Source organism: Mesorhizobium sp. ES1-6 (assembly GCF_020164775.1).
GTDB lineage: Bacteria > Pseudomonadota > Alphaproteobacteria > Rhizobiales > Rhizobiaceae > Mesorhizobium.
The window spans coordinates 150240-167176 of the sequence record NZ_JAIUGU010000013.1 but is presented as its reverse complement, the minus strand read 5'-3'; the positions used below and the strand labels follow the sequence as shown (position 1 = coordinate 167176).

Annotated in this window: 11 protein-coding genes; 7 read left to right on the top strand and 4 right to left on the bottom strand. The window is 64.6% G+C overall.

Translation table 11 applies throughout. From position 1 onward, the window contains the following. Positions 1-93: 93 nt before the first annotated feature. Positions 94-723 (bottom strand): uracil phosphoribosyltransferase, encoded by a 630-nt coding sequence (gene upp, locus LB564_RS26300; RefSeq protein ID WP_140704238.1) that lies wholly within the window; start codon positions 721-723, stop codon positions 94-96. Between the two features lie 125 nt (positions 724-848). After that, complete coding sequence (locus LB564_RS26295) at positions 849-1823, bottom strand: adenosine deaminase (protein ID WP_224542057.1); 975 nt, start codon at positions 1821-1823, stop codon at positions 849-851. A 134-nt stretch (positions 1824-1957) separates the two neighbouring features. Here LB564_RS26295 and ubiE point away from each other — a divergent pair, with 134 nt between their 5' ends. The 5 genes from ubiE to coaBC all read left to right on the top strand — a co-directional run bounded on the left by ubiE (position 1958) and on the right by coaBC (position 6367). Then, on the top strand, positions 1958-2734 hold the full coding sequence (gene ubiE / locus LB564_RS26290) for a bifunctional demethylmenaquinone methyltransferase/2-methoxy-6-polyprenyl-1,4-benzoquinol methylase UbiE (RefSeq protein WP_224542055.1): 777 nt from the start codon (positions 1958-1960) through the stop codon (positions 2732-2734). Positions 2735-2804: 70 nt separating this feature from the next. Then, positions 2805-4379, top strand: coding sequence for a 2-polyprenylphenol 6-hydroxylase (gene ubiB, locus LB564_RS26285; RefSeq protein WP_140704233.1), 1575 nt, complete (start codon positions 2805-2807; stop codon positions 4377-4379). Between the two features lie 76 nt (positions 4380-4455). Further along, a complete protein-coding gene (locus LB564_RS31790) occupies positions 4456-4713 on the top strand; it encodes a FitA-like ribbon-helix-helix domain-containing protein (RefSeq protein WP_411910195.1) in 258 nt (85 codons plus the stop codon). 2 nt (positions 4714-4715) lie between these two features. Next, entirely contained in the window at positions 4716-5138 is a 423-nt protein-coding gene (locus LB564_RS26280) for a type II toxin-antitoxin system VapC family toxin (protein ID WP_224542054.1), read from the top strand. Further along, a complete protein-coding gene (gene coaBC / locus LB564_RS26275) occupies positions 5135-6367 on the top strand; it encodes a bifunctional phosphopantothenoylcysteine decarboxylase/phosphopantothenate--cysteine ligase CoaBC (protein WP_224542052.1) in 1233 nt (410 codons plus the stop codon). The genes LB564_RS26280 and coaBC overlap by 4 nt, the downstream gene beginning before the upstream one ends. Before the next feature lie 189 nt (positions 6368-6556). On the opposite strand, the gene LB564_RS26270 is transcribed toward coaBC, so the two are convergent. Next, a complete protein-coding gene (locus LB564_RS26270; RefSeq protein WP_140704225.1) occupies positions 6557-7138 on the bottom strand; it encodes an invasion associated locus B family protein in 582 nt (193 codons plus the stop codon). 34 nt (positions 7139-7172) lie between these two features. After that, positions 7173-15482, bottom strand: coding sequence for an autotransporter outer membrane beta-barrel domain-containing protein (locus tag LB564_RS31560; RefSeq protein WP_263493396.1), 8310 nt, complete (start codon positions 15480-15482; stop codon positions 7173-7175). A gap of 548 nt (positions 15483-16030) precedes the next feature. Here LB564_RS31560 and LB564_RS26260 point away from each other — a divergent pair. Further along, positions 16031-16333 carry a hypothetical protein gene (locus LB564_RS26260; protein ID WP_224542050.1) on the top strand — a complete coding sequence of 101 codons (303 nt, stop codon included), beginning with the start codon at positions 16031-16033 and terminating at the stop codon, positions 16331-16333. A gap of 127 nt (positions 16334-16460) precedes the next feature. Next, the gene (locus LB564_RS26255) at positions 16461-16937 is read left to right on the top strand and encodes an NUDIX hydrolase (RefSeq protein WP_140704221.1); all 477 of its coding nucleotides are present in this window, start codon (positions 16461-16463) and stop codon (positions 16935-16937) included.

Genomic DNA, 16937 nt, shown 5'->3' with positions numbered 1-16937 from the left:
TAGCGCTGGATGGTGTTTGCCGCTTTAATGCGCGCCAAAACCATGTCTTTGCGTAAACGCTTGGTAAATCGTGCCAGGCAACTTTGCCTGGTGCTACTTCGTCCCGTACATGCGGTCGCCGGCATCGCCGAGGCCGGGCATGATGTAGCCCTTCTCATTGAGCTGGCGATCGATCGACGCGGTGAAGACCGGGACGTCGGGATGCGCCTTGGTGAAGCGCTCGATGCCTTCGGGCGCGGCCAGCAGGCACAGGAAGCGGATGTTGGTGGCGCCGCGCTCTTTCAGCTTGTCGATCGCCGCGATCGCCGAATTGGCTGTCGCCAGCATCGGGTCGACGACGATGACCAGCCGGTCGTGCAGATCACTCGGCGCCTTGAAGAAATACTCGACCGCTTCCAGCGTTTCATGGTCGCGGTAGAGCCCGACATGGGCGACGCGGGCCGCCGGCACCAGGTCGAGCAGGCCTTCGAGCAGGCCGTTGCCGGCGCGCAGCACCGAGGCGAAGACCAGCTTCTTGCCCTCGAGCGTCGGCGCCTCCATGGTTTCCATCGGCGTTTCGATCGTCGTCGTCGTCAGTTCAAGATTGCGGGTGACCTCGTAGCCGAGCAGCAGCGATATCTCGCGCAGCAGCCGCCGGAAACCTGCCGTCGAGGTCTCCTTCTTGCGCATGATGGTCAGCTTGTGCTGGACAAGCGGATGGTCGACGACGGTGACGCCCTTCATGATGTTCTCTCCTGATGCGGTGTCGCCCGATGCGCGCGTGCGCGGCAGGCAGCTCGGGAGACCCTAGCGACTATGCGCCGGGCAAGGAACCGCCTGGCTTCACCGGACCACAGATTTCGCCGAAATCAGCGAGAGGCACCATTCAGCCGGGCAAGAAGTGCCGTCTTGGTCTTCCTATCGACGAAAGCCGCCTCGATAGCCGTCCTGGTGACAGCTGCGAGCGCCTTCTCATTCATCGCGAAATGCTCCGCGGCGATATCGTATTCACGCTTCAGCGAGGTCCAGAAATAAGGCGGATCGTCGGAGTTGAGCGTCACCTTGCAGCCGGCGGCCCGCAGGGCCGGGAACGGATGGTCGGCGAAACTGTCGAACACCTTGAGCGCGATGTTGGAACCGGGGCAGCACTCCAGCACGACGCCCTCGTCGGCGATGCGCCGGACAAGGTCGGGGTTTTCGATGGCGCGCACGCCATGGCCGATGCGCGACGGACGGATGTGGTCGAGAGCCGCCTGGACGGTCTCCCAGCCCGTCAGTTCGCCGGCATGGATGGTGATGCCGAGCCCCGCCTCGCGCGCGATCTCGAAAGCCCTGACATAGTCTTCCATGTCGCCCATGCGCTCGTCGCCGGCGACGCCGAAACCGGTGACCAGCGGGTGCCCGCAGCGCGCGGCGAAACGGGCCGCCTGTTCGATCGACTCGACACCGACATGACGCACGCCGGTGACGATCATGCGCCCTTCGATGCCGGTCTTGGCCTTTGCGCGCAGTATGCCCTCGCCGAGCGCGTCGGTGTAGGCCTTGGGCGATAGCCCGGCCTTCGCCGCGTGGTCCGGCGACGTGAACACCTCGGAGTAGATCGCTCCGTCGCGGGCCAGGCTGGTCAGATAGTGGTCGGCCAGCCGCGCATAATCCTCCTCCGTCCGGAACAGGTCGGCGGAAAAGTCGTAGGCCGCGAGAAAGGAGGTGAAGTCGTGCCAGACGAAGGAACCGTTCTGGATATAGGGTGAGGTGTCCTTGCCGTATTTCTGCGCCTGGCGGATGACGAGATCGGGCGCCGCTGCCCCTTCAATGTGGCAGTGCAATTCCGCTTTCAAAGGCATTCAAACATCCCGTCGGTCAGTCCAGGTCTTGAAAACCCGCCACCTGGAAGCGCGGCCGAACACCGCGCCTTAAACAATAGCGCCCGCACCATCGATCGGCTATGGTCCCGCCGGTTTTATGACGGATCAAAAAAATGCCAGTTGAGAGAACCACGGCCGCCGGCGGCATGGAAACCTCCTATGGTTTCAAGCGTGTAGGGGAAGGCGAGAAGCAGTCTCTGGTCAACGATGTTTTCCACAAGGTCGCCAACCGCTACGACCTGATGAACGACCTGATGTCGGCTGGCCTGCACCGGCTGTGGAAAGATGCCATGGTCGCCTGGCTCAATCCGCCCAGGCGCGCGGGCTGGAAGGTCCTGGACGTGGCCGGCGGGACCGGCGACATCGCCTTCCGCATCGTCGATGCCAGCCATGGCCATGCCCATGCCACCGTGCTCGACATCAACGGCTCGATGCTCGCCGTCGGCCGCGACCGGGCCGAAAAGAAGGGATTGTCCGCCAACACCGATTTCGTCGAGGCCAATGCCGAGGAGCTGCCCTTCCCTGACGCCAGTTTCGACGCCTACACCATCGCTTTCGGCATTCGCAATGTCCCGCGCATCGAAGTTGCTTTGACTGAAGCGTTTCGCGTGCTGAAGCCCGGCGGCCGGCTCCTGTGCCTGGAGTTTTCCGAAGTCGAGATGCCGCTGCTCGACAAGGCTTATGAAGCATGGTCGTTCAATGCCATCCCCAGGATCGGCAAGCTCGTCACCGGTGACGGCGAGCCCTATTCCTATCTGGTCGAATCGATCGCGAAATTCCCCAATCAGCAAAACTTCGCCGCGATGATTTCCCGCGCCGGCTTCGACCGCGTCTCCTTCCGCAATTATTCCGGCGGCATAGCGGCCCTGCATTCGGGCTGGAAGCTTTGAAGCCGTCGTCCATATCCGACATGCGATATACCTTGTGCCAGTTCGATGAACCGGCGGGGCGGACGCGGCCATGAGCACCCTCAGCGCTGGGTTCCGGTTGGTACGGGCCGGTTGGGTCCTGGTGCGCGAGGGCGTCGTTGCCGCCTTGCCCGGCGAGGAACTGTCCGGCCTGCCGAAATTCGGCTGGCGGCTGGCGCGGCTCTTCACCCGCCGCCGCGCGCTCGCCTATGAGCGCAGCGATCGGCTGGCCAAGGCGGTGGTCCGGCTCGGCCCGTCCTACGTCAAGCTTGGCCAGTTCCTGGCGACGCGGCCCGATGTCGTCGGCAACGACATGGCGCTCGATCTCGCCATGCTGCAGGACAAGATGCACACCTTCCCCAAAGCCGAGGCCGTCGCAGCGATCGAAGCCTCGCTCGGGCGCAAGATCGGCGATCTCTATGCTGAGTTCGGCGACCCGGTCGCCGCCGCCTCCATCGCTCAGGTCCACGTCGCCGAAACCCTCCATGACGGCGCCGCGACCAAGGTCGCGGTGAAGGTCATCCGGCCGGGCGTGCGCCGCCGCTTCTTCCAGGACCTGGAGAGCTATTTCCTCGCCGCCCGCCTGCAGGAAAAATACATCCCCTCCTCGCGCCGGCTGCGGCCGGTCGAGGTGACCGAGACGCTGGCCCAGACCACAAAGATCGAAATGGACCTGCGCCTCGAGGCGGCCGCACTCTCCGAACTTGGCGAGAACACCAGGGACGATCCCGGCTTCCGCGTGCCCTCCGTCGACTGGGAGCGCACCGGCCGCGACGTGCTGACCATGGAATGGGTCGATGGCGTCAAGATGAACAACATCGCCGGCCTCGAAGCCGCCGGCCACGACCTCAAGGCGATCGCCGCCAACCTCATCCAGTCGTTCCTGCGCCATACGCTGCGCGACGGCTTCTTCCACGCCGACATGCATCCGGGCAATTTGTTCGTCGAGGCCAACGGCACCATCGTCGCCGTCGATCTCGGCATTGCCGGCAGGCTGGGCAAGAAGGAGCGCCGCTTCCTCGCCGAGATCCTCTATGGCTTCATCCAGCGAGACTATCTGCGCGTCGCCGAGGTGCATTTCGAGGCCGGCTATGTCCCGCGCCAACACAATGTCGCGGCTTTCGCCCAGGCGATCCGGGCGATCGGCGAGCCGATCCACGGCCAACCGGCCGAAACCATCTCCATGGCCAAGCTCTTGACGCTGCTGTTCGAGGTGACAGAACTCTTCGACATGGCGACGCGGCCCGAACTGATCCTGCTGCAGAAGACCATGGTGGTGGTCGAGGGCGTGGCGCGCACGCTCGATCCCGCCTTCAACATGTGGAAGACGGCCGAACCGGTGGTGGGCGGCTGGATCGCCGGCAACCTCGGACCGCGCGGCATGATGATCGATGCGCGCGACGGCGCCAAGGCGCTACTGACCCTGGCCCGCCAGGCGCCGGAACTGGCCGCACGAACCGACCGGCTGTCGCGCGAGATCGACCTGATGGCCGAGCACGGGCTGCGCTTCGACGAGACCACGGCGCGCGCCATCGGCAAGGCCGAGGCCCGCTACAGCCGCTCCGGCCGCGTGGCGCTGTGGGTGATCGCGCTGACGCTGGTCTATATCGCCTGGAAGCTGCTCTGAGCGATTGCAATGACAGCGGTGCTGTCATTGCAATCATTCTACCGGTGGCCTAGATTTAGGACACAGGAGCGATCTTATGAGCACGATAACAGTCCGCAATCTCGATGACAGGGTGAAGCAGAGATTGCGGCAGCGAGCTGCGGTCAGGGGAGTGTCTATGGAGGAGGAGGTTCGTAGTATTCTTGCCACCAGCGTTCTTTCAGAAGGCTCCGACCAGAGTGATCGAGGCGAGTCGCTTTACGCTGTAATTCGTAGGTTGGTGGAACCCCATGGTGGTTTCGATATCCACTTGCCCGAGCGCGGTCCTGCGCGCGAGCCACCGAAATTCGACTGACCATGTTCGTGCTGGATACGAATGTCATTTCGGAAATTTTCAAACCAATACCCGATGCAGGAGTGGCTGCCTGGATGGACAGTTCGTTTTCGATCCATTCATACGTCACCGCGATGACCAAGGCAGAACTGCTTTTGGGACTTGCGTCTATGCCCGGTGGAAAACGCAAGGCTGCGCTGGGCGATGTAATCGGGGCCTTCTTTGCCATCTGGCTCAAGACTCCGGTGCTCGCATTCGGTGACCGAGAAGCAGAAACCTATGCGGAGATTGTTTCGAAAAGGCGATTTCTGGGACACCCCATCCATGAATTCGACGCCCAGATCGCCTCGGTTGCGCGGTCACACGGTTTTACGGTTGTTACCAGAAATGTTGCCGATTTTGCCGATTGCGGCATCAACATAGTTAATCCTTGGGAAGCTGCATGACCCTCTCCGGCAAGCGCATCCTGCTCATCATCGGCGGCGGCATCGCTGCCTACAAGGCGCTCGACCTGATCCGAAGGCTGCGCGAGCGTGGTGCGGCTGTGCGAGTGGTGATGACTGCCGCAGCCCAGGAATTCGTCACCACGCTGTCGGTCGGCGCGCTGTCCGCCGACCATGTCTTCACCGACCTGTTCGATCGCAATGATGAACACGATGTCGGCCATATCAGGCTGTCGCGCGAGGCGGACCTGCTGGTGGTGGCGCCGGCTACCGCCGACCTGATGGCCAAGCTCGCCAATGGCCATGCCAACGATCTGGCTTCGACCGTACTCCTCGCCACCGACAAGCCGGTGCTGATGGCCCCGGCGATGAACCCGAAAATGTGGTCGCACCCCGCCACCCGCCGCAACCGCGCGACCCTCGGCAAGGACGGCATCAGCTTCGTCGGCCCCGCCAGGGGTGAGATGGCCGAGAGCAACGAGGCCGGCGAAGGCCGCATGGCCGAGCCGCTGGAAATCGTCGCCGCCGTCGAGGCGCTGCTCGATGCCGGCCCCAGGCCGCTGGCGGGACGCAAGATCATCGTCACGTCAGGCCCGACGCACGAGCCGATCGATCCCGTGCGCTATATCGCCAACCGCTCGTCCGGCAAGCAGGGCCACGCCATTGCCGCCGCACTGGCAAGGCTCGGCGCCGATGTGCGCCTCGTCTCCGGTCCCGTCACCATCGCCGACCCGGCCGGGGTGAAGACCATCCATGTCGGACGGGCGCAGGAGATGCGCGAGGCCGTTGAACAGCTTCTGCCCGCCGACGCCGCGGTGTTCGTCGCCGCCGTTGCCGACTGGCGCACCGAGAATTCCGCCGGCGAGAAGATCAAGAAGGTGGCGGGCGAAGGTCCGCCGGTGCTGCGCATGGTCGAGAACCCCGACATCCTGGCTGGCGTCGGCCACCACGAGCAGCGACCAGGCCTGGTCGTCGGCTTCGCCGCCGAGACCCAGGATCTCCTGCGCAACGCCGAGGCCAAGCTCAGGAAGAAAGGCGCCGATTTCATCGTCGCCAACGACGTGTCGCACGAAAGCGGCATCGGCCCTTCAGGCGTGATGGGCGGCGATCGCAACCGGGTGCGGATCGTATCGAAGGCGGGCGTCGAGGAATGGCCTGAAATGACCAAGGACGAGGTGGCGACGCGGCTAGCCGCGCTCATCGCCGAGCGGTTGAAAACGATCGTCGTTTGAAGTGTATTGGCGGCAGCCCCCTGCCGCCAATCACTTGCTAGAGCAATTCCAGAAAAATGTGCAGCGGTTTTCCCGGGAGAAGCGCGTAGCGCTTCCCCTTGGGAATTGCTTGGAAACAAAGAGTTAGAGCGGTTCGGCGATTCTATCAAACGCTGAACCGCTCTAGCCGCACCACGGTCGACCCAGCCGTCAGTTGGCCAAAAGCTCCGCCGTGCGGGCAAGCGCCCCGCCAAAGCCATTGAGCGGAATGGAAAAACTTACGACTTGGCCCGTATCGGCCGCGACCGCGTCGATCTTGAGCGTGGTGCCGTTCTTGAGCAGCGGCGTGACATTGGCATCGAACGCCACCGGCACCAGGCAGCCGACCACCTGGCAGGTGTTGAACGGCAGGCTGCCGTCGAGCTTCTGGTCGTCGATGGTCAGGGTGACGCCCTTGGCGAGCGCCAGACCGAACGGCAAGGCAAGCGTTCCGGTCGCATCCTCGCCGGTCTTGCTCGACAGCTCGATCGCCAGAAGCCGCTGGTTGTTTTGCTTGTTGAACTGCTGATGCGACAGGCTGCAGACCTTGTTGGTGCCCGCTATCTGGCAATTGACCGTCCAGTCGCCATGGGTTTCCGACAATGCCGAGGCACCACCGGGCAGTTGCGGCGCGTCAGCCGCGGCGGGCGGCGTTGCCGCCACTTTGTCGCCTTTGGTCTGCGCCGCCATGGCCGGCAGGCCTGCGATACAGGCCACACCCAGCACTGCTGCGAAATACGCGTACTTCCTCATCAAGACCCTCCCGCCCGGCACCGCCCCAGGCCAGCTAGAAACTGACCTTGAGAGACGCGCTGACTGCGTTCTGTTTCACTGTTTCGCCGAAGGCGCCATTATACCTGACGGACATGCCGACGCCATTGACGCCATTCAGCTCGAGGCCGGCGCCGACCCGATAGAGCGGCGAATCGATCGCTTCCGTCAAGTGCAATGCCGGGTTGCCGGGCAGATTCTCAGCCGCGGCGAAGCGTCCTTCGATTTCCCACTCCTTGGTGGAAAACTCCACCCCGGCCTTTCCATAGAGGCGGATGCTGGCAATGTCGCTGAGTGGGATGTCGGTTCCGATCTCGAGCGCCGGCGTCGCCGCATAGAAGGTGTTTGCCGAACCGTCGAAGTTGAAACCGGCAACCGACCCTTCCTCCTTGCCCGAAACACGCAGCCAGCGCGCGTCGAACTGCAAGGTCGGCTGCAGGTAGAACGCGCCCATCTGTTGCGTGAAGCCAAGCCGCGCCGAGCCGCCGAACTGCGCGGTCTTCTGCGTGTAGGTGACGCTGTTACCGATCCCGGGCAGCATTTCCTCGTCCAGATAGATGCCTTCCAGCGTTTCGCCGGGAACGAAGAACGCCGGATCGATATGGGTATCGCGTTCGCCCTTGAACGAACCGGTCCCGCCGCCGAGCGCGAAATCGACGAAGTAGTTCTTGTCGGCGTACTTCGCCAGCGCGTAAGCCTGCCAGGCTTCGCCGCTGGTTTGCGACAGCGGCTCGCCATTGAAGCCGATCCGGGAATCGAACTCCGTGCGGCCGATCGTGCCGCCAAGCGACCAGTTCTGGCCGACCTCGCCGATGCCGCCGAGCGACATCGTCTTCAGCACGTCGTCGCGGGTCGTGGTTCCGGCACCCGCATCGCGGGTGTATTCGGCCTGCGGGCTGATCGTTGCCCAGACGCAGCGGCCGTCGGGGTTCTTGTAGGCGGGAACGCCGGTGCATTCGCGCGCCGTTTCCAGCATGATGTCGGTTTCGCGGTTGATCATGTCGAACGTATGCACGGCATAGTGCGGCGTCAGCCGCGTCAACGCCGCGCCGATCTCGGCTTTGCTCGGCAGGAAACGAACCAGATTGATCAGGCGCGCCATCGGGTTGTCCGGCGTGGACGCCGCCTCGATGTCATCGAGATATTGCGCCAATTGGAACACGCCCGGATCGTTGACGCCGGACTGCGGATCCTGCGCGAGTTCCAGGAATGTGTCATTGTCGGTGGTCAGCACCAGATCGGTGCCGTTTTCGACCTGGAAAATGAAATTGAAACCCGCCGCCGGATGCAAGGTCTTCGCCACGATGCCGGAATCGGCCATCGCCGAGCCCTGTGCCAGCGTATAGGCGGTAAACAGCTTGTCGATGGACAGGAAGTTGAGAGGCGCCGTGCCGTCGAAATCGCCGGCTCCCGTCAGTGCCACGGCATCCGTGATCTGGTTGTTGAGATCTATATCGGTGACGAAATTGCCGCTGGCGTCCTGCGTGAAACCGCCGCCGACATCGACTTTGGCAACCACGCCGATGCCCTGGTTGGTATAAAGCCCGTCATTGGTGAACAGCCCGCCACCGAGATCGATGGTCTTAAGAGCGACCATCGAGGAGTCGGCGAAGTTTTCAAAGCTGTTGTTGCCGCCGCCCAGATCGATATTGCCGATGACGCGCCCGAGCGTGTCGGCCGTCGGCGAATTCTTGACATGATCATCGCCCGACGTGCCGGTGATGGCGAGCGGGCTGAAATCGTCCAGCAGCGATTCCAGGATCGCGTTTGTCGGCACCACCGGGCCTGGCGCCAGCAGGAAGGCTTGAAATGCCTGGAGCTGCGATGCCTGGATGTCGAATGTCGGATTCGCGCCCATCGCATAGAGCAGGCTGTGGTTGGTCAACGTGTTGTTGGCCCCGCCGACCAGCATCGCCGCGACACCCGTTCCGGCGCCACCGATCGTATACTGCCCATTGAGATTGATGGTGATGTTGCCCTTGCCGCCCTTGGCCGTGCTTTCGCCATAGACAGCCACCGAATCCGCGCCTTGTGCGAACAGGTTCGACTCCGCGGTCAGAGTAACAGCGCTGGAATTGCCTTGGCCGGTCGCGCTCTGACCGAACAGCGCATAGCTCTCCGCGCCAAGGACAGCGATCTGGCTGTTCGCCGTCGCGGCGGCGGCATTGGCATCGCCAATACCGCCGGCCGAGCCGGCGCCCTTGTTCAGGCCGCCGGCGATGCCGCCGCCGCCGCCCACCGCCTGGGCGACAATGCCATGCGAGCGCAGACCCGAGGTTTCGATCTCCCCGGTCTGGATAACGGTGACGGTGCCTCCGACGCCTTTTGAGCCGTCCAGCATTTCCAAGGTCAACCCATCGGGGCCGTCGCCGTCGTCACTGGTAGCGAACCTGCCGAAACTGGTGCCGCCGATGCCGCCACCGCCGCCTACGGATTGCGCGACGATGGCGATCGAATCCGTGCCCTCGGTGACGATCGTCCCGGTGCGCTCCACATAGACGTTGCCGCCGTCGCCGCCGGCTCCGCCGAGCCCGCCAACGCCAAGCGACACCGCGGCTTTGCCGGACGCATCCGCGCCCATTCCGCCACCGCCGCCGACGGATTGCGCAACCACGCCATGCGCCAGAGCGCCTGTTGTATGGATGTCGCCTGCGACCAGCACTTCGACATAGCCGCCTTTGCCGCCGAACCCGCCGTTCACGCCGACCTGAAGCGAGTAAGATCCGTCGCCAGCGGACGCGTTTGTCATCGAGCCGCCGAAGCCGCCGCCGCCGCCGACCGACTGGGCGAAGATGCCGATGGCACCAGCGCCGGATGTGTTGATGGTACCTGCGTTGTGATGGACGTAGACCGCACCGCCGTCGGCGCCGGCGCCGACCACCTTGTTCGGGCCGGGAAGCAGATCCTCGGGCGCCAGTTGTATGCCAATGGCCGTCTTTCCATCCGAAGCCTGCGTCAAGGAGCTAGACGCGCCGCCGCCACCACCGATGGATTGCGCGAAGATGCCGTGCGACATCACACCGAGAGTGGTGATGTCGCCGTAATTCGTGACCCGCACGGTGCCGCCGTCGGAGCCCCCGGCGCCGGTGCCGCCGAGTTGCACGGTCACGGTTGTATCACCGCCCTTGGCCTGGCTGTTGCCGGCGCCGGCCGACCCGCCGCCGCCGCCCACGGATTGAGCGAAAATGCCGTCCGCATTGTCACCGGCGGTCGTTATGACGCCCCGCGCGTTGTTGGTGACCGTTACGTCGCCACCCTTGCCGCCCTTGCCGCCCTTGCCGCTGAGCGAGGCGGCGATCTGATATTCCGCCTCCTCGCTGGTGGTACCCGCAGCTCCGCCACTGCCACCGCCACCGCCTATGGATTGCGCCTGGATGCCATGCGATCCATGACCGGTGCGCGCGCCGGTCAACAGATCTAGAGTCCCCGTCGTGATGATGCCGGAATTCTCGACGATCACGTCGCCGCCGCGACCGCCGCCATCGGCAAAGCCGCCGACGACCAGATTGACGGTCAGTGTATCGCCGGAGCCTCGGCTCTCGCCACCGCCGCCGGCGCCGCCGCTGCCGCCGATCGATTGTGCGAAGATACCGACGGACCTATTGCCCAAGGTGCGGATTTCGGCAGTGTCCGTGTTGGTGACGTGAACGAAACCACCGATACCCGCGGCGCCGCCGAAGCCACCCACCGAACCGCCAATCGCATACTCGGCCTCGACGCCCGAGGATGCCGCGCCGCCGATACCGCCGCCGCCGCCAACGGAACTCGCGGTAACGCCATTCGATTCGTCGCCGTCCGTTTGGATCTTGACGGCGTTTTTCACTTCGATCTCGCCGCCATTGCCAGCGTCGCCGCCCGCCAATCCGATGCCCGCACCGACCGAAACGGTCGCGCTGCCGCCATATTTGCCCTCGCTGCCCGCGGCCGCCGCGCCGGCCACACCGCCGCCGCCGCCAACAGACTGCGCCACGATACCGGCTGATCCATAGCCGCGCGTATGGATGTTGCCGGAGTTGTCCACCTTCACTTTCATGCCGCTGCTGCCGGCATCCACCCCAAGTGCATAGGTGCCCCATTCGGCTCCATTGGTGACGCCGTCGCCGTCCCGGTCGCCGTTGGCATCGCCGCCGCCGCCGCCGATTGCGAGGTTCGCGTCGACCGTGGTTCCCTCGCTGCTGCCGAGGTTGAGCGCCTTGGCATCGGCCGACCCGCCGGCGCCGCCGCCGCCGCCGATCGACTGCGCGAGGATGCCGTTGGAGAAATCGCCGTACGTCTCGAGCACACCAGAATTTATGACGGTGACCGCGCCGCCATTGTTGCCATCACCACCTTGGCCGCCGATCGCCACATTGGCATTGACGTTGACATTCGAGCCCGAGTTGATCGAGGCGGTCGTACCGCTGGCCGAGCCGCCGGAACCACCGCCGCCGCCAATCGATTGGGCGAGGATCGCGTTGCTGGTATTGCCGCCTGTCGTGATCGTCGCGGCATTGGTGACATTGACCGTGCCGCCGGTGTTGCCCGAGCCTCCCCAGCCACCAACAGTCACGGTGGCGTTGACGGTAACGGAGCCGCCGAGGCCTCCGGCGCCCGCCATGGAATCGCCGCCATTGCCGCCGCCGCCGCCGACCGACTGGGCGAGGATGCCGTGCGAATTGTTGCCCGTGGTCACGATCGAACTTGTCGGGTCGGAAAGGCCGTAGTTGACGGTAACGGTGTTGCCGCCGCCGCCGCCGCCGCCCTTGCCGCCGACCGAGGCGCCCAGATTGATACTCACCGTTGGGCTGAAACTGCCCGAATAGGTGCGGCTGCGCCCGCCGTCGCCACCGCGGCCACCGACCGACTGCGCCAGTATGCCCCCGCTGTTGTCGGGGTTGATCGGCTTGCCATCATCACCAACCACCGCGGGATTCGGGATCGATGCGATATGGCCGTTCCCGTCAACCTCCACCGTTCCGGCATTACCGCCCGCACCGCCGGAACCGCCGACGGACACCGAAAGCGCGCCTGCGGGATAGGGATAGACATTTGCCGCCGCGGCGAGCGCGAACGCGTCGCCGCCGCTGCCGCCGTTCCCGCCTACCGACTGGGCGAAGATGCCCTTGGCGCCGCCGCCACTGACGGTGATGTCGCCGGTATGACGAACAATCACATTGCCGCCGACGCCGCCGCCACCGCCACCGCCACCGATCGAAACGGATATCGCGGCCAAACCGGCCGACACCGAATTCGAGGCGCCGCCATTGCCGCCGCCACCACCGACAGACTGTGCGAGAATGCCGTGCGAAAGGCCGCCATAAGTCCTGATGTTGGCATTGTTGGTGACGTCGACCAGCTTGCCGTCGCCACCCTTCCCGCCACCGCCACCAACCGACACGGCGGCGGTCGTGCCGACCGCATAGCTGAAGCCCCCATCGCCGCCGCCGCCGCCGACCGATTGCGCGAAGAGGCCTATCGAACCATATTTGAGCGTCGTGATGTTGTTGGTGTTGGTTGCACGAACCTCGCCACCGCTGCCGCCACCATCGCCGCTGCCCGCGACCGATACAGCCGGTCCGAGACCAGCCGCGATGGAGAATCCGCCGGAACCGCCGCCACCGCCCACGGACTGCGCCAGGAAGCCGTGCGAGAAAATACCGTCCGTTTTCAACTCCGCGCCATTCGACGCGGTGACGTTGAGTCCGATGCCGCCAACGCTTCCACTGCCACCGACGCCGACATTGACGCCCAGCCCGGCTGCGATCGTCGAGCCGCCGGAACCGCCGCCGCCGCCAATGGATTGGGCGACAAAGGCGTGGGAATATTCGCCTGAAGTCGAGATGCTGCCGCCATGAATCGTGGCGACGACCTCGCCACCGTTGCCGCCGCCAGCGCCTTTGCCGCCTATGCCGACTGACACCGCCAGGGATCCCGCAAGCGTGAAGCCGCCGCTGCCGCCGCCGCCGCCGACCGACTGGGCAAGAACGCCTATCGCGCGGTCGCCACCAGTGACGATCGTGGCGGTACCGACATCGACGTCGACGCGTTCGCCATTGCTGCCTTTGCTGGAGTTACCTCCGACACCGACGGCAACGCCGGCCGAGATATTGACCGAGAAGCCGCCATTGCCGCCGCCGCCGCCGATCGACTGAACGATGAGACCGGCGGAATCGTTGCCGCGCGTGGTGATCGTGGTGGTGTTGGACGTGTACTTGGCCGTGCTGGTGGCGCCGCCCACACCGCCATTGCCGCCAATGCCGACCGCAACCGCGAAGCTGCCCGTGAACGCGCCGCCGCCATTGCCGCCGCCGCCGCCGACCGACTGCACGATGATGCCCGCCGATCGGTCCTGAAACGTATCGACAGTGCCGTTGAAAGTGGCGTCCGCGGCCATCGACTTGCCGCCGCCGGCACCGTCGCCGCCAACCGACACCGCCGCGGCGACACCGACCGTCCCGGAGAAGCCGCCATTGCCGCCGCCGCCGCCAATCGACTGCACGATCAATCCGGCCGAATCCGTCCCGTGCGTTTCGATGTTCTGGAGGCCGTCGGCCACCGTGCGGAAAAACACCTGGCCGCCATCACTGCCTAAGGCGCCGCTTCCGCCAACGCCGATCGCCGCGCCGAGGCTGCCTGCGATGCTGAAGCCGCCATTGCCGCCGCCGCCGCCGATCGACTGCGCGATCAACCCGGCAGACCGGTCACCACCGGTCTTGATCGACCCGCCACTGGTGACATCGACCAGCTTGGCGCTGCCGCCGGCGCTGCCGCTGCCGCCGACGCCCACGGCCACGCCAAGCGACCCGCTTATGGCGAACCCGCCATTGCCGCCGCCACCGCCAACCGATTGCGCAACCACACCAGCGGAATCAGCGCCAACTGTCGTGACGGTTGCGTTGCCAACGTTGTAGCGCACCTCGCCACCGTCGCCGCCCCGGGAGCCCGAACCGCCAATGGCGACCGAAGCGATACCGGCGGCGGCGAACGCGCCACCGCCATTTCCACCGCCGCCTCCGACTGACTGGGCCAATATGCCAATGGCGGACCGCCCAGAGGTGGCTACGGTTGGTCCGGCACCTGTGGATTGGTTTACGTTTACGGCCCTGCCTTCACCGGCAGTGCCGCCGCTGCCGCCGATGCTGACCGACACCGAGGTCGGATTGATCGAGAGGGCAAACCCACCATTGCCGCCGCCGCCGCCAACCGATTGGACCAGTACCCCATGTGCGCCATCCCCGCCGGTGGTGACCGAACCCCCAAGGTTTGCCGTCGCGGCGCCTGCATTGCCGCCGCCGCCGCCGCTGCCGCCGACCGACACCACTCCGATGGCATTGCCACCATCGCCGCCGCCACCGCCAACGGACTCGACCAGCATGCCTATGGCTGCAAGTCCGTGGGTCGTGATGTTGCCCGTGTTGGTGCCGGTTGCCGACTTGCCGTCATTGCCGTCAGCACCAGAACCGCCACCGCCCCATGCGCCGAAACCGCTGCCGCCATCGCCGCCGCCGCCGCCGACGGACTGCACGACCATGCCACCGGCGAAATTCCCATAGGTGAATATGTCGCCCGAGTTGACGCCCGTCGCGTCGCCACCGACGGTTGGCAAACCACCATTGCCACCGTCACCGATAATCAGGCCGCCGCCGCTGGCGCCGCCACCGCCGACACCACCGGCCGCGCGCACGAAAAGACCGCGCGCGAAATCGCCCCTCGTTTCGATGAAGCCCTGGTTCTCGCCATATGCCGTGCCTCCGCTACCGCCGCGCCCGCCCTCACCGCCATCGCCGGAGCCGAACGATCCGCCAACGCCGCCGTCGCCTCCATTGCCGCCACTGGCATTGACGAGAATGCCGTGCGCGGAGTTGCCGGTTGTACGGATCTGACTGACTGTCGTGGCGACGGCGCGCGCGCTGCCCCCATTGCCACCATTGCCGCCGGCTCCACCATCCGTAAGGAAGAAGTCCGCCGCCCAACCGCCGTTACCGCCCTTGCCGCCCGACGCGTCGGCGTTCATGCCGTATGATTCGGTACCGGTCGTCCTCAGATCGCCGCTATTGGTTATGTCGACGGTCCCGCCGGGGCCGCCGTCACCGCCATCACCGCCGTCCACGGTCGGAGTCGGCACGCAGAATGGTGGAGGACCGCCGATGCACTGGATCGTCGCGACGGTCCCGCCATCGCCGCCATCACCGCCTCGCGCATCGCCGAAATAGGCCGTCACGCCCGAATTGACCGTCGCCGCATTCTGGTGAGGCGGCACATTCGGGCCAGTTACGCCGTCATCGGCGTTCGCGTTGCCGAGGACGTTTGATCCATCGTCGGCCTTGGCCGGTTTTCCGCCAATCACGACCTGAGCAAAGGCAGGTGACGCCAGAGTATACGCGAGCACTCCAAAAACGACAGATCGCGCAACAATGCGCCCTGAAAACAAAGCCATACACTTGCCCCCGTTTGCAGACATCCTGACTCGCCCCCGGGCTTGGCGCCGCAACCACATCTACGTATGCAATGGATATGCAATAAGAATGCTGGCAATCTGCAGTAAGCTCGATGCATCAAGGCCGGTGCTCTTGCGAGTGGTCGAGGAGCGCAGGCCTTTTTAGAATATACTAACTTGCAACAGATGGAACCGAAAGTTGCGTTTAGGCGATACGCGGGCGGCTGGCATCAGCCATTTGGTGGAGATCTCCGCAGCTGAAGATACTACGGCCACATCCGTCGGTTCATAGTCGTCATATGACGGTAATGCTCGGATTATACGTCCGAATATGACGGCAACGGCTTGCCGTCCGGTGCGCGGCATCAATTCCATTCTTTTTAGCCATGAAACATCGCATCGCCAGACAGGCGCCCTATATAGTGGGGATGAATAGGATCTTTTCGCGGAACGAGCGGATGTCTTTGCGTAGCCCATCGACGATTCTGGCATCGGCAGTGCTGGCCACGCTGGTTCTGGCTGGTGTGCCCGCCTCCGCCGAGGTGTTCATTCCCTCGGCAAACGGCAATGCCCAGATGCAGCAGAACGACCTGCAGGCCTTGCAGAACCGGGTTCAGCGGCAGCAATTTCAGCAGCAGCAGCAGCAGTATCGTGCCCAGGATCGCGTCATCGTCCAGCAGCCGCCGCCTGTCGTTCCGCGGGTCAGGCCGAGCTGCCAGACACAGATAATCGGCAACACCGCCGTCAGCACCTGCCGCTGACAGGTAAAGTCCACTTTTATTTAGCCGACTTACATGATAGGGGCCATTGGGTATCCCTGCGGCAGTTTGCATTTTGCAAAGGCGCCGCATCACGCTATGGGGCATTGCACCGACTGGATCTTTGCGAATGGTAGCCACCAAGAAAAAGGCTGTACGCCGCGCCAAGAAGGGCGAACGAATCCGCCAGGTGGCGGCGATCCCCTTTCGGCGCAATGCGCATGGCGGCATCGAGGTGATGCTGGTCACATCGAGGACGACGCAGCGCTTCATCGTCCCCAAGGGATGGCCGATGAAAGGCAAGAGCGGCCGCAAGGCAGCCACCATCGAGGCGATGGAAGAAGCCGGCGTGCTCGGCAAGACCCTGAAGGAGCCCGCGGGCACCTACTCCTACTGGAAACGGCTGGCCAACAACTTCATTCGTGTCGACGTCATCGTCTATCTCCTCGAGGTGACCGAGGAACTCGCCAACTGGCAGGAAGCCAGGCGGCGGCAGCGGGCCTGGCTGGCGCCCGCCGACGCGGCAATGCTGATCGACGAGCCGGATCTCTCGACGCTGGTGGCGACATTGACCATTCCCGGACCTGCGCCGATCGGCGCTGCCTGA

What these genes read in the sequence shown, in the direction of transcription:
- LB564_RS26280 (WP_224542054.1), top strand. Translation starts at nt 4,716, where the DNA reads ATGTTCGTGCTGGATACGAATGTCATTTCGGAAATTTTCAAACCAATA.
- coaBC (WP_224542052.1), top strand. Translation starts at nt 5,135, where the DNA reads ATGACCCTCTCCGGCAAGCGCATCCTGCTCATCATCGGCGGCGGCATC.
- LB564_RS26270 (WP_140704225.1), bottom strand. Translation starts at nt 7,138, where the DNA reads ATGAGGAAGTACGCGTATTTCGCAGCAGTGCTGGGTGTGGCCTGTATC.
- ubiE (WP_224542055.1), top strand. Translation starts at nt 1,958, where the DNA reads ATGCCAGTTGAGAGAACCACGGCCGCCGGCGGCATGGAAACCTCCTAT.
- LB564_RS26255 (WP_140704221.1), top strand. Translation starts at nt 16,461, where the DNA reads ATGGTAGCCACCAAGAAAAAGGCTGTACGCCGCGCCAAGAAGGGCGAA.
- LB564_RS26260 (WP_224542050.1), top strand. Translation starts at nt 16,031, where the DNA reads ATGTCTTTGCGTAGCCCATCGACGATTCTGGCATCGGCAGTGCTGGCC.
- upp (WP_140704238.1), bottom strand. Translation starts at nt 723, where the DNA reads ATGAAGGGCGTCACCGTCGTCGACCATCCGCTTGTCCAGCACAAGCTG.
- LB564_RS26295 (WP_224542057.1), bottom strand. Translation starts at nt 1,823, where the DNA reads ATGCCTTTGAAAGCGGAATTGCACTGCCACATTGAAGGGGCAGCGGCG.
- ubiB (WP_140704233.1), top strand. Translation starts at nt 2,805, where the DNA reads ATGAGCACCCTCAGCGCTGGGTTCCGGTTGGTACGGGCCGGTTGGGTC.
- LB564_RS31790 (WP_411910195.1), top strand. Translation starts at nt 4,456, where the DNA reads ATGAGCACGATAACAGTCCGCAATCTCGATGACAGGGTGAAGCAGAGA.